Source organism: Nonomuraea sp. NPDC005692 (genome assembly GCF_040631115.1).
Classification (GTDB): Bacteria; Actinomycetota; Actinomycetes; order Streptosporangiales; family Streptosporangiaceae; genus Nonomuraea.
Window position 1 is genome coordinate 102,608 of sequence record NZ_JBEXYU010000015.1, and the last position, 12,990, is coordinate 115,597.

Here is a 12,990-nt window from a genome sequence, read left to right on the forward strand (position 1 = left end):
GGCCCGGTGGGGTCACCGGGTCGCGTCGAATCCGGCCGCCAGGCCGAAGGACGCGAAGACCTCCGGCCCCTGGAACACCGAGTTCCGGCTGATGCCCTCGGCGGTGACGGTGAAGATCTGGAGCGTGTGGGGCTCGTACCGGTCGCCGGCGCGCCGGAAGGCGCCGAACCCCGGCTGGCCGTTGGCCGTGACCGCCTCCAGCCGCCAGTCGGTGCCGGCCGCCTCGAAGACCCAGTCCATGAACAGGCCGTAGTTGCCGCGACCGGCGAACCAGTTGAGCATCGGCGGCATCTCCATGACGACGTCCTCGGTGAGCAGCCGTTTGAGCTCCTCGACGTCGGCGTGCTCGAAGGCCCGCATGTAGCGGTCGACCCAGGCGCGCTGTTCGGCCAGCGGCGGCTCGCCGAGCGGTTCCCGCCGGACGCCGGCCTCCTTCACCCGGGCGCGCGCCCGCTGCAGGGAGCTGTTCACCGACACGACGGTGGTGCCGAGGATCTCCGCCGACTCCGACGCGGAGAAGCTCAGCACGTCCCGCAGGATCAGCGCGCCGCGCTGGCGCGCCGACAGGTGTTGCAGGGCGGCGGCGAACGCCAGGCGCAGGCCGCTGCGCTCGACCACGGTGCCGGCCGGGTCGCCGGCGTCCAGCATCGAGTCCGGCAGGGGCTGGAGCCAGGCCAGGTTCTCCCCCTGGACGAGCGGCGCCAGCGGGTCGGACGCGGCCACCAGCCCCGACGGCAGCGGCCGGCGCCCCCGGACCTCCAAGGCCGTCAGGCAGGCGTTGGTCGCGATCCGGTAGAGCCAGGTGCGCAGGGAACTGCGTGTCCCGTCGTACTGCTCCCGCGCCCGCCACGCCCGCAGGTACGTGTCCTGGACCAGGTCCTCGGCGTCGTGGGGCGAGCCGAGCATCCGGTAGCAGTACGCCAGCAGCTCCTTGCGGAACGGCTCGATCCGGCGATCGAAGCCCTCTTCTCCCGGCGTCACCGCGTCCACGCCCTTTTCCTGCCTTCCACCGGCCTACGGGTACGTCAGCCTGCCACGACGGCCGGACTGTTGTGGTAGGCCGCGAGCAGCCAGGCGCCGTCCCGCTTCTCCAGCACCCAGGTCGCGTACACCATACGCTCGGCGGGCACCTCGGTCTCGCCGGGGAACCTGACACCGGTCTCGCTCACCGCGATCGCGGCGCTCTCGCCCAGGAAACGGATGCTCTCCAGCTTGTCGGCCGTCGTGCTGCCCTTCAGGTAGGACGCGAAGCCCTCGGCCATCTTCCTGCGCACCTCCTCCTTCGACCGGCGCACGCTGCCGGGCATGATCGCGGTGGCGTCCTCGGTGTAGTCGGTGACGAAGGCGTCGGCGTCGCCGTCGGCCCATGCCTGGTAGAGGCGCTCAAGCACGCTCTTGATGGCGGCCACGTCGTGCTCTCGGGTCTCGGTCATGGCTGTTGTCTCCTCATCGCTGGTGACAGGTTCACGGATACGTACCGGCGGGGCCGCCGGAACTCATCGCGCCGGGGTGGAGAACTTTCGAGCGGTTGTGGTTCGGGTTACGAACTATTATGGTTCGTAATACGAACAAGCTGTTGTCCCGACAGGAGATGTGCACCATGAGCCGTACTGTGGCGATCATCGGTGGTGGTTACGGCGGCGCGGCGGCCGCCAAGGCGCTGGACGAGCACGCGGACGTCGTGCTCATCGAGCCCAAGGACGCCTTCGTCCAGAACGCCGCGTCCATGCGGGCCCTCGCCCAGCCGGAATGGGCCGGGAAGATGTTCTTCCCCTATGACAGGTTGATGCAGCGTGGCCGGATCGTCCGGGAGCGGGCGGTCTCAGTGGATTCGCGGGGTGTGCTGCTGGCCTCCGGGGAACGGGTGGAGGCCGACTACCTCGTGCTGGCCACCGGGTCGGGGTACCCCTTCCCGTTCAAGTTCGAGGACGACCTGGCCGGGCAGGCGCGCGAGCGCATCCACGCCGTCCACGGGGAGCTGGCGGGGGCCGGGCGGGTGCTGATCGCCGGGGCCGGGCCGGTCGGGCTGGAGCTGGCCGGGGAGATCAAGGCGGTGTGGCCGGACAAGCGGGTCACGATCGTCGATCACGGCACGGAGCTGCTGCCGGGGTTCGAGCCGCAGGTGCGCGCCGATCTGCGCAGGCAGCTCGCCGAGCTGGGGGTGGAGCTGCTGCTCGGCACCGCTCTGGACGCCGAGCCGCCCGCCGAGCCGGGGCGGGCCGGGCCGTTCACCGTCGGGTCCACGGCCGGGGAGCTGTCGGCCGACATCTGGTTCCGCGCGTACGGCGTGCGCGTCGAGACCGGCTACCTCGGCGGTGACCTCGGCGACGCGCGCACGCCCCGCGGCCACGTACGGGTGACCGAACGGCTCAACGTCGAGGGGCACGAGCACGTCTACGCGATCGGCGACATCACCGACCTGGCGGAGGCCAAGATGGCCGGGAACGCGATGCAGCACGCCGAGGTCGTGGCGGCGAACATCATCGCCCAACTGCGTGGCGAGCGGCCCTCGTCGGTGTACCGGCCCTCGCCGCTGCCGTTCGTGCTGCTGCCGCTGGGGGCCGGAGGAGGCGTCGGCCAGCTGCCCTCGCCCGACGGGCCGATCGTGCTGCCGGCCGAGTCGGTGGCCGACTACAAGGGCAGGGACCTGTTCACCGGACGGTTCGCGGAGCTGTTCGGGCTCGCCGCCGAGCCGGCGCCGGCCGGGGTGTGATCGCGGGCGGCGGTCAGGGGGCGTCGGCGCGCTCGATGAAGACCGTCGGGGCGTTGTTGTCCCGCACCAGGCGGGAGAGCAGGTCGGCGAGCGTGGCGCGCTCGGCCTCGTCGAGCCCGGACGGAAGGTCGTCGATGCGCCGGCAGGCCTCGGTGTAGAACTCGTCGGCGAGCTTGGCGCCCTCGTCGGTCAGCGTGACCTGGACGGCGCGCCGGTCGGCGGGGTTGGGCTCGCGGCGGACCATGCCGCGCTGCGCGGTGCGGTCGACCAGCTCGGTGAGGCTGGACTTGGCCAGGCGCAACATCGCGCCCAGCTCGCTCATCCCGTACGGCTGGGCCATCAGTACGCACAGGAGCTGGCCCTGCTGGGAGGTCAGCCCGTACGCGCGGGCGGACTCGGCGTAGACGGCGTTGACCAGGAAGGTCGAGCGCACCAGGGCGGAGACGACTCCCAGCTGCTCCTCGGGCTTGGCCATGAGATCAGCCTAACATCAGTTCGGCTACCGAACTAATGGCCGCGGACGGCTGCTCGGGTTCGGCGATGCCCTCGTAGCCCGAGGTCACGGGATTAGAACCGGACGCAAACCCCCAAAAGGACATTTCTTCTGTGCGGGTGGGTAGCAGGGCCGCCATGCGACTGACGTACACCTCCGACGTCTGGTGGAAGAACGCCGTCGTGTACTGCCTGGACGTGGAGACGTTCAAGGACGGTAACGGCGACGGTGTGGGCGACTTCCGCGGCTTGACCCAGCAGATCGACTACCTTGCGGGTCTCGGCGTGACCTGCCTCTGGTTGATGCCGTTCTTCCCCACCCCCAACCGGGACGACGGTTACGACATCACCGACTTCTACAGCATCGATCCCCGGCTGGGGACCTTGGGCGACTTCGTGGAGTTCATGCGGACCGCCAACGACCGGGGCCTGCGGGTGATCGCGGACCTGGTCGTCAACCACACCTCGGACCAGCACCCCTGGTTCAAGGAGTCGCGCAAGAGCAAGGACTCGCCGATGCGCGACTGGTACGTCTGGTCCGACACCCCCGAGCCCGACGATCCGAAACAGGTGGTCTTCCCCGACAAGGAGGACTCCATCTGGCAGTACGACAAGGGCAGCGGCCAGTACTACCTGCACAGCTTCTACCGTCACCAGCCTGATCTGAACGTCGGCAACCCCGAGGTCAGGGACGAGATCACCCGCATCCTCGGCTTCTGGATGGAGCTCGGGCTGTCGGGCTTCCGCGTGGACGCGGTGCCGTTCCTCATCGAGAACGTCAACCCCAAGCTGGCCGACCCGCACGAGTTCCTGGCCGACCTGCGGGCCTTCATGACCAGGCGCAAGGGCGGCTCGATCCTGCTGGGCGAGGTCAACCTGCCCTACAAGGAGTTACTGCGGTACTTCGGTGAAGGGCTCGGTGACCAGATCACCATGTGCTTCGACTTCATCGGCATGCAGAACAGCTGGCTCTCCTTCGCCCGTAACAACGCCCGCCCCCTGATGGACGCCCTGCAGGAACGCCCCCGGGCCCCCAAGGACTGTCAATGGGCGATGTTCCTCCGCAACCATGACGAACTGACCCTCGACAAGCTCACCGACGAGGAACGCCAGGAGATCTTCGAGGCGTTCGGCCCCGAGAAGGACATGCAGATCTTCGGCCGCGGGCTGCGCCGGCGGCTGCCCACGATGTTCGGCGGCGACCTGCGGCGCATCAAGATGGCCTACAGCCTGCTGTTCTCCCTTCCGGGGACCCCCGTGATCTTCTATGGCGAGGAGATCGGCATGGGGGAGAACCTGGACGAGGAAGGGCGGATGGCCGTCCGCATCCCCATGCAGTGGTCCGAGGACGGCGGCTTCAGCCAGCAGGAGAAGACGGTCCGCGAGATCCCCGAGGGCTCCTTCGCGCCCGACCGGGTCAACGTGGCCGACCAGAAACGCGACACCGACTCGCTGCTGCGCTGGTTCCAGCTCCTCATCGAGCGGTACCGCGAGTGCCCTGAGCTGGCGTGGGGGCAGTACACGGTGCTGGACACCGGCGACGACGCGATCTTCTCGCACCGCTGCGACGCCGACGGCGCGACGGTCGTGGTCGCCCACAACCTGTGCGACACGGCCAAGGACGTCGACCTGCGGCTGGACGGCCTGGAGAACTGCGACCTCACGGACCTGCTGGTGGACGGCACGATCAAGGTGTCGGCCGACGGCACGGCCAAACTCGCGCTGGGACCGCACGGCTGCCGCTGGCTGCGCGCCTCACCCCCCGAACTGCCCCCGGAGGACGCGGGCGTCATGTCGCAATGAGGCCGGACGGCCGCGCGGCCGAAGCCTCCATGAGCCGCGGGCCGAAGCCTCCATGAGCCGCGCGGCCGAGGCTTTCGCGAGTCGGACGGCCGCGCGGCTTTCGCGCGGTCGTCAGGGCGGGGGCGGGTAGGCCGCCATGGCGAGTTCGGCGACGCTCAGCAGGCCGGCGTAGGAGGCGCCGTCGCGTGACTGCGTGGACATGCCCTGGATCACCGACGCGAAGAAGGTGGCCAGGGCTTCCGTGTCGGTGCCGGGGGCCAGTCGGCCGGCCGCCACGTCGTCGTCCACGCGCTTCCTGATCGCCGCCTTCGCCGCCTCCCTGAACCCGCGCAACAACTCCTCCACGTCGGCGGACTCCGGCCCGCAGTTGACCGCGGCGGTGATGATCAGGCAGCCGGGCGGGTGGTCCGCGTTCGTGTACTCGGCGGCCGACTCGCGCAGCACGCGTTCGACGGCCCGCCGGCCGGTGGGCTCCTCGGCGAGCGCCCTGGTGGTGAACGCGCCGTGGGTGAGCTGGTAGCGGCGCACCGCCTCCTCGAACAGCCGCCGTTTGTCGCCGAAGGCCGCGTACAGGCTGGGGGGCCTGATGCCCATCGCGGCGGTCAGCGCCGCGATCGAGGTCGCCTCGTAGCCGTGCTCCCAGAACGCGCGCAGCGCGCTCTCCAGCGCCGCGTCCCTGTCGAATGCCCGCTGCCTTGCCATGCGCCCATTCTATAGCGATCGCTATGTTATAGTTTCTGTATCGATCGCTACAGAAAGGATTCGAGCGATGAGGACTGTCCTGGTGACCGGCGGCGGGAGAGGCATCGGCCGGGCCATCGCGCTGCGCCTGGCCAAGGACGGGTTCCGCGTGATCGTGAACTACGCCGGAGACGCCGCCGCGGCCGAGGAGGTCGTCGGGCTGATCGGCGCGAACGCCGTGGCCGTGCGGGCCGACCTGGGCGTGCCCGAGGAGGTGGAGCGGCTCGCCCGCCGGGTGGCCGAGGAGACCGACGTGCTCGACGTGCTGGTCAACAACGCCGGCATCGGCCTGTCCAAGCCCCTCGCGCAGGAGACGGAGGAGAGCTACGACCGGATGTTCGCGGTCAACGTCAAGGGCCTGTTCTTCCTCACCCGGCAGGTGCTGCCGCTGATCCCCGACGGCGGCCGCATCGTGAACATCACCTCCGGCGCGACCCGCATCGCCTTCCCCGAGGGCATCGCGTACGCGATGACCAAGGGCGCGGTGCAGGTGTTCACGCTGGCCCTGGCCAAGGAGCTGGGGCCGCGCGGCATCACGGTCAACAACGTCGCGCCCGGCATCATCGACACCGACGTCAACGCGGGCTGGCTGAGCGACCCCGAGGCCCGCGCGTACGCGGCGAGCAGGCACGCGCTCAACCGCATCGGCGAGCCCGGCGAGATCGCGGACGTGGTCGCGTTCGCCGCCTCGCCCGGAGCGAGCTTCATCACCGGCACCACCCTCGACGCCACCGGCGGCGGAAACCTCTAGGAGACACCTCATGCCCACGGTCATCCACGACGGCGGACACGTGCACTTCAACCGGGCGGGCAGCGGCCCCGGCCTGGTCATGGTGCACGGCACCGGCGGCGACGCCGCCACCAACTACGGCCACCTCGTCCAGAACTTCACCGACATCCGCACGGTGATCACCCCCGACTACGCGGGCAGCGGCGAGACCGCCGACCCCGGCGGCGACCTCACGCTCGACCTGCTGATCGAGCAGGTCGCGGCGACCTTCCCCGAGGGCGGCCCGTCCGACCTGGTCGGCTTCTCGCTGGGCGCGGTGGTGGCGGCGGGGATCGCCGCCCGGTATCCCGAGCGGGTCAGGCGGCTGGTGCTGATCGCGGGCTGGACGCACGCCGACGACCCCCGGCTCCGGCTCGGCCTGCGGACCTGGGCCCGGCTGGCGGCCACCGACCCCGAGAGCTTCGCGGCGTACGGCCCGCTGGTCGGCTTCAGCCCGGCCTTCGTGAGCGGCCTGGGCGAGGACGGCCTGAAGGCCATGATGGCCGGCGACCCGCCCCCCGGGACGGTACGCCAGATCGAGCTGGACCTCAGGACCGACATCAGGGACCTGCTCCCGAGCATCACCGCGCCCACGCTGGTCGTCGGCTGCACGCAGGACCACCTCGTCCCGGTCGGGCACGCCCGCGCCCTGCACGCCGCGCTGCCCGGCAGCCGTTACGCCGTGCTGGACAGCGGGCATGTGGTGCTACACGAACGTCCCGAAGAGGTGACAGCCTTGATCCGCGATTTCGTAACCAACGAGTAATTTGTCCTGGTTACCCTCCAGGCACATGCAGACCAAGAAGCTCGCCGCCACAGGGGCCGCCGCGCTGACCGCGCTGGCCCTGGTGGCGCTTCCCGCCCACGCGAGCGGGGACAAGAGCGTCACCGTCACCGTGATGGGGACGTCGGACATCCACAGCAACGCCCTCAACTGGGACTACTTCAAGGACGCCGCCTACGCCGACAAGCAGGGCAACACCATCGGCCTGGCCCAGGTGTCGTCGCTGGTCAACAAGGTCAGGGCCGAGCGCGGGGCGGACCACACGCTGCTGTTCGACTCGGGTGACACGATCCAGGGCACGCCCCTGGCCTACTACTACGCCAAGGTCGAGCCGATCACCGAGACCGGGCAGACCCACCCGATGGCCAAGGCCATGAACGCCATCGGCTATGACGCCGTCACCCTCGGGAACCACGAGTTCAACTACGGTCTGCCGCTGCTGGCCACCTGGATCAGGCAGATGCGGGCGCCGGTGCTGGGCGCCAACGCCGTGCACGCCGGGAGCGGGCTGCCGGCGTACCGGCCGTTCGTGATCAAGACCATGAAGGTCAAGGGCGAAAAGCCGATCAAGGTCGGCGTGCTCGGGCTGACCAACCCGGGTGTGGCCATCTGGGACAAGGCGAACGTCGAGGGCAAGCTGCGCTTCACCGACCTGGTCGAGTCGGCCAGGAAGTGGGTGCCGGTCATCCGCGGCCTCGGCGCGGACGTGGTCGTGGTGACCGCGCACGCGGGCGACAGCGGCATGTCCTCCTACGGCACCGACCTGCCCGTGGAGAACGCCTCGGCGCTGGTCGCCGAGCAGGTGCCGGGCATCGACGCGGTGCTGTTCGGGCACGCGCACAACGAGGTCGCCCAGCGCTTCGTGACGAACAAGGCCACCGGGCAGCAGGTGCTGCTCACCGAGCCGGGCAAGTGGGGCCAGCGCCTGTCGCGGCTCGACTTCACCCTCACCAAGCAGCGCGGCAAGTGGGTCGTCACCGGCAAGACCTCGGCCACGCTCAACACCAACACGGTGACGGCGGACCCGAAGATCGTCTCGCTGCTCAAGCCGCAGCACGACACCACGGTCGGCTACGTCAACAAGGTCGTCGCCAAGTCGGCCGAGGAGCTGTCGGCGGCCGAGTCGCCGTACAAGGACACGCCGATCCTTGACTACATCCAGCAGGTGCAGACCGAGACCGTGAAGGCCGCCCTGCCGGGCAACACGCTGCCGGTGCTCTCGATCGCTGCGCCGTTCAGCCGCACCGCCGTCTTCCCCGCCGGTGACGTGCGGGTCAGGGACGTGGCCGGGCTCTACGTCTACGACAACACGCTGCTGGCGATCAAGCTGACCGGCGCCCAGATCAAGGACTACCTGGAGTACTCGGCCCGGTACTTCAACCAGCTCAACCCGGGCGACCCGGTGGACGTCACCAAGCTGACCAACGCCGGCAACACCCCGGACTACAACTACGACCAGCTCTCGGGCGTCTCCTACGACATCGACGTGGCCAAGCCCGCCGGGCAGCGCATCGCCAACCTCAGCTTCGAGGGCGCGCCGATCCCGGCCGGCAAGGAGTTCGTGGTCGCGATCAACAACTACCGCCAGTCGGGCGGCGGCGGCTTCCCGCACGTCACCACCGCTCCCGTGCTGTACAACGCGCAGGTGGAGATCCGCCAGGCGCTGATCGAGTACGCCACCGCCAAGGGCACGATCAACCCCGCCGACTTCGCCTCCGCCAACTGGCGGCTGACCCGCGACGGGGCTCCGCTGTTCTGACCTGACGCCAGGCGGGTGCTCCAGACCGGTCACCCGCCTGGTCACAGGTACGAGGGCCCGCTCACCCGGTGCCTGAACGTCCACCACACCCACCCCTGCGAGGCCACCAGCAGCGGGATCAGGACGAGGACCACCGGCACCAGCAGCGCCCCCGACGACCCCGCCACCAGCGGCAGCCGCAGCCCGGTCAGCACCCCGACCACCAGCAGCGCACCGGCCGTCAGCGCGTACGTGCGGCCCTCGCCCGCCTCGCCGGACAACACCCCGGCCCGCTCCCGCAACGATCCGCGCAGCCGCAGCGCCGCGAACGCCAGCCCGTGCACCGCGAACAGCGCCGCCACCACCAGCGCGGCCAGCAGCACGAGCGGCCCCTGGATGCCGAGCAGCACCTCGGCCAGCAGCAGCCCCCAGCTCAGCGCCAGCCCCCAGCTCCCGGCCACGATCCCGCCGTCCCAGAACGCCTGCCAGCGCGCGCCGGGCACGCGACCCCGCAGCCACAGGCCCATGTCCCTGACCACCCACGAGACGAGCAGCGCGACGACCACCGCGTAGTTGCCGCTCAGGAGGTGGCCCTCCAGGTCGGGGAAGAGCCCCGCGAGCACGCCGGCCGTGGCCACCAGCCACACCTCGTTGCCGAGGAAGAAGGGCGCGATCGCGGCGATCACCTCGCGCCGCTCGCCCGCCGACCGCCCGAGGTACGGCAGCGCCATGCCGACCCCGATGTCGGCCCCGCCCAGCACGAGATAGCCGAGGGCGAAGAAGGCCAGGACGAAGATCTCCATGATCGGCTCCTTCAGAAGGCGGGGACGGGGACGGGCGTCTCGGCCGGAAGGGCGCCGAGCGCGACCGCGCCGGGCCCGCGTCCGGCCGCCCGGGCCAGCAGCCAGTAGTTGACCGCGATCAGCACCGTGAACACCGACACGAACGCCGTCAGCGACAGCCGCATCTGGCCCTCCGTAACCGGCGACATGGCCTCGGACGTGCGCAGCAGCCCGTAGACCACCCACGGCTGGCGCCCCATCTCGCGGAAGGTCCACCCGGCGAGCATGGTGACGAACGGCACGGGGATCATCAGCGTCAGCAGCCAGTGCCAGGCCCGGAAGCCGCGCACGACCGGCCGGAAGAACATCAGCAGCAGGCTCAGCCCCGCCACGGCGGTCATCACCACCCAGAGGATCATCATCGTGATGCCGGCCCCCTGCACCCAGCCGGTCGCAGGGAGGTAGTCGCCCGGCCCGAACCTGGCCGTCATGTCCGCCTGCACCGCGGCCAGCTGCTCGGCCTGGCCCGTCCAGGCCGCCGCCTTGGCCGGCTGGAGGGTCTGGAACCCGAGCCCGCCGAACGTCACCGTGAAGAACGAGGCCGGCAGCGCGACGCCGACGCCGATCCGCAGCGACTTCCTGAACAGGTCGTGCTCGGCCGTGCGCCTGCGCAGGTGGTAGGCGCTCACCCCGGCCATGAAGAACCCGCCGACGATCATCGCGCCGCCCATGACGTGCCCGAACGCGATCTGCGCGGCCGGGTTGGCGATCATCGCCCCGAAGTCGGTGAGCCGCAGCCTGCCGCCCTCGACGGCGTGGCCCACCGGGTTCTGCAGGAAGCCGTTGGAGATCATGATCCAGAACGCCGACGCGTACGCGGTGAGCGTGACGACCCAGATCAGCGCCAGGTGCGCCCAGCGGTTCAGCCGGTTCCAGCCGAAGATCCACAGGCCCAGGAACGTGGCCTCGACGAAGAAGGCCACCAGCGTCTCGATCGCCAGCGAGGCGCCGAAGACGTTGCCCGCGTAGTCGGTCAGCCCGCTCCACGACAGGCCGAGCTGGAACTCCATGACCAGGCCGGTGACGATGCCCATGGCGTAGTTGATGATGTAGAGCTGCCCCCAGAACCTCGTCATCCGCAGGTGGACGGGGTCGCCGCTGAAGGTGGCCCGGGTCTGGACGACGGCCACCAGCGTCGCCAGGCCGAGCGTCAGCGCGACGAAGAGGAAGTGCGCGCCCGCGGTGAACGCGAACTGCAGCCGGGCGAGGTCGACGGTGTCCATGCCGAGAGCTTGACGTCACGGCCTGCTCCGCCGCGTCATGCTCCGGTCTGCAATCCGGCGTACAACCCCGGGGCGAAGATCACTAAAGTCGTACGACTCAGGTTGTAAGCCAGCCCGGCGTGATCATCCCGGCCTCGTAGGCGACCACCACGAGCTGGGCCCTGTCGCGCACGCCGAGCTTGGTCATGATGCGGCTGACGTGCGTCTTCGCCGTGGCGGGGCTGAGCACGAGCCGGGCGGCGATCTCGTCGTTGGACAGCCCGGCCGCCACCAGGCCCATGACCTCCCGCTCGCGCTCGGTGAGCGCGTTGAGCTCGGGGCCCGGCTCGGGCCGCTTGACCCGGCCGGCGAACTCCGCGATCAGCCGCCGCGTCACCGACGGCGAGATCAGCGCGTCGCCCCTGGCCACGACCCGGACGGCGTGGATCAGCTCGGCCGGCTCGGTGTCCTTGACCAGGAACCCGCCCGCGCCCGCCCGCAGCGCGCCGTAGACGTAGTCGTCCAGGTCGAAGGTGGTCAGGATGATGACCTTGACGCCGTCGAGCCGCGGGTCGCCGGCGATGCGCCGGGTGGCCTCCAGGCCGTCGAGCTCGGGCATGCGGATGTCCATGAGCACCACGTCGGGCCGGTGCTCGTGGGCGCCCGCCACGGCCGCCGCGCCGGTGCCGGCCTCGCCGACGACCTCGATGTCGTCCTCGTCGGAGAGTATCGACCGGAATCCGGCGCGGACCAGGTTCTGGTCGTCGGCGAGCAGTACGCGGATCATCGGGCTCCGTTCAGTGGCAGGCGGGCGACGACGCGGAAGCCGCCCTCGGGGCGCGGGCCGGCCTCCAGGTCGCCGCCGAGCGCGGCGGCGCGCTCGCGCATGCCCTGCAGGCCGAAGCCGCTGCCTTCGGTGTACGTGGCGCCCGGGCCGTCGTCCTCGACCCGGATCAGGATGGTTCCTGAGGAGTTGGTGACCGAGAGGGTGGCCTTCGTCGTGCCGGAATGGCGGGCGACGTTGGTCAGCGACTCCCTGATGATGCGGGCGGCGGCCAGGTCGACCTGGGTCGGCACGGCGTCCAGCGGCCCGGACGGCTCGACGGCCACCTCCAGCCCCGACGCCGCGACCAGGTCCGGCAGCCGGGCGAGGCTGTCCGCGGGCGCGGTCGGCGCGTCCTCGTCCACCTGGCGCAGCACCCCCAGCGTGGTGCGCAGCTCGCGCAGCGTCTCCTTGCTGGTCTCCTTGATGGTCCGCAGCGCGGCCTCGGCCTTCTCGGGACGCCTGGCCAGCCCGTGCAGCGCCGCCGACGCCTGCACGTTGATCATGGAGATGTTGTGCCCGAGCACGTCGTGCAGCTCCCTGGCGATGCGCAGCCGTTCCTCGCTCTCGCGCCGCCTGGCCTCCTCCTCCTTGGAGTGCTCGGCGTCCAGCGCGCGCCGCTGCGCCTCCAGCAGGTACGCCCGGCGGTTCCTGGTGACCCCGCCGAACGCGATCGCGGCCACCACCCAGCCGGTGATCGCGCCGAACATGCTGTCGTCCACATGCCTGGACCCGTGGGCCTCGCCGAACCCCATCGCCAGCAGCACGGCGGCCCCGGTGGCGATCGCGGCGACCAGCCGTCCCTGGTCGGCGGCGGTGTAGAGGGCCACGAACACCAGCACGACCAGCGGCCCGTCGAACCGGGCGAGCGGATAGTAGGCGGACACCGCCACGACGACCACGACCAGCGAGGTGACGGGAAGGCGCCGCCGCAACAGCAGCGCGCCGCACGACACGATCGGCAGCACCACGTCGAGCACGCTCGCGGACTGCTCGCTCCTGAGCCCGGCGACCAGGGTGCCGGCGAGCGCGACGGTGATCACCGCGAGGGACACCGTGCTGCTCGCCGACAATCTAGGCATG

The 12,990-nt window shown here is 70.5% G+C and carries 13 protein-coding genes; 5 read left to right on the top strand and 8 right to left on the bottom strand.

The window, feature by feature from the left end:
• Positions 1–12: 12 nt before the first annotated feature.
• Together ABZ459_RS28370 and ABZ459_RS28375 are read right to left on the bottom strand one after the other, a co-directional pair.
• Entirely contained in the window at positions 13–990 is a 978-nt protein-coding gene (locus tag ABZ459_RS28370; protein ID WP_357976298.1) for a sigma-70 family RNA polymerase sigma factor, read from the bottom strand.
• Between the two features lie 35 nt (positions 991–1,025).
• Positions 1,026–1,433 carry an SgcJ/EcaC family oxidoreductase gene (locus tag ABZ459_RS28375; RefSeq protein WP_357976301.1) on the bottom strand — a complete coding sequence of 136 codons (408 nt, stop codon included), beginning with the start codon at positions 1,431–1,433 and terminating at the stop codon, positions 1,026–1,028.
• 167 nt (positions 1,434–1,600) lie between these two features.
• On the opposite strand from ABZ459_RS28375, the gene ABZ459_RS28380 reads away from it, so the two are divergent.
• Positions 1,601–2,713, top strand: coding sequence for an FAD-dependent oxidoreductase (locus tag ABZ459_RS28380; RefSeq protein ID WP_357976304.1), 1,113 nt, complete (start codon positions 1,601–1,603; stop codon positions 2,711–2,713).
• 13 nt (positions 2,714–2,726) lie between these two features.
• Here the strand turns inward: ABZ459_RS28380 and ABZ459_RS28385 are convergent, their stop codons facing one another.
• Positions 2,727–3,188 (bottom strand): MarR family transcriptional regulator, encoded by a 462-nt coding sequence (locus ABZ459_RS28385; protein WP_357976307.1) that lies wholly within the window; start codon positions 3,186–3,188, stop codon positions 2,727–2,729.
• Positions 3,189–3,343: 155 nt separating this feature from the next.
• On the opposite strand from ABZ459_RS28385, the gene ABZ459_RS28390 reads away from it, so the two are divergent.
• Entirely contained in the window at positions 3,344–5,008 is a 1,665-nt protein-coding gene (locus ABZ459_RS28390; protein ID WP_357976310.1) for an alpha-amylase family protein, read from the top strand.
• Positions 5,009–5,119: 111 nt separating this feature from the next.
• Here the strand turns inward: ABZ459_RS28390 and ABZ459_RS28395 are convergent, their stop codons facing one another.
• Complete coding sequence (locus tag ABZ459_RS28395; RefSeq protein WP_357976313.1) at positions 5,120–5,710, bottom strand: TetR/AcrR family transcriptional regulator; 591 nt, start codon at positions 5,708–5,710, stop codon at positions 5,120–5,122.
• A gap of 67 nt (positions 5,711–5,777) precedes the next feature.
• On the opposite strand from ABZ459_RS28395, the gene ABZ459_RS28400 reads away from it, so the two are divergent.
• Genes ABZ459_RS28400 through ABZ459_RS28410 form a run of 3 tightly spaced genes read left to right on the top strand, consistent with a single transcriptional unit; the run spans position 5,778 to position 9,061 of the window.
• A complete protein-coding gene (locus ABZ459_RS28400; protein WP_357976316.1) occupies positions 5,778–6,500 on the top strand; it encodes an SDR family oxidoreductase in 723 nt (240 codons plus the stop codon).
• A gap of 10 nt (positions 6,501–6,510) precedes the next feature.
• Positions 6,511–7,284, top strand: a complete 774-nt coding sequence (locus ABZ459_RS28405) for an alpha/beta hydrolase (protein WP_357976319.1) — start codon at positions 6,511–6,513, stop codon at positions 7,282–7,284.
• A 25-nt stretch (positions 7,285–7,309) separates the two neighbouring features.
• Positions 7,310–9,061, top strand: coding sequence for a 5'-nucleotidase C-terminal domain-containing protein (locus ABZ459_RS28410; RefSeq protein WP_357976322.1), 1,752 nt, complete (start codon positions 7,310–7,312; stop codon positions 9,059–9,061).
• 41 nt (positions 9,062–9,102) lie between these two features.
• Here ABZ459_RS28410 and ABZ459_RS28415 read toward each other — a convergent pair whose 3' ends face one another.
• The 4 genes from ABZ459_RS28415 to ABZ459_RS28430 all read right to left on the bottom strand — a co-directional run bounded on the left by ABZ459_RS28415 (position 9,103) and on the right by ABZ459_RS28430 (position 12,989).
• Positions 9,103–9,843: a cytochrome d ubiquinol oxidase subunit II gene (locus tag ABZ459_RS28415; protein WP_357976325.1), complete on the bottom strand. Its 741-nt coding sequence runs from the start codon at positions 9,841–9,843 to the stop codon at positions 9,103–9,105.
• 11 nt (positions 9,844–9,854) lie between these two features.
• Entirely contained in the window at positions 9,855–11,105 is a 1,251-nt protein-coding gene (locus ABZ459_RS28420; RefSeq protein WP_357976328.1) for a cytochrome ubiquinol oxidase subunit I, read from the bottom strand.
• Between the two features lie 97 nt (positions 11,106–11,202).
• A complete protein-coding gene (locus ABZ459_RS28425; protein ID WP_357976331.1) occupies positions 11,203–11,871 on the bottom strand; it encodes a response regulator transcription factor in 669 nt (222 codons plus the stop codon).
• Positions 11,868–12,989 (bottom strand): sensor histidine kinase, encoded by a 1,122-nt coding sequence (locus ABZ459_RS28430; protein WP_357976334.1) that lies wholly within the window; start codon positions 12,987–12,989, stop codon positions 11,868–11,870. Before ABZ459_RS28430 ends, ABZ459_RS28425 begins: the two co-directional genes overlap by 4 nt.
• Between the last annotated feature and the right edge of the window lies 1 nt (position 12,990).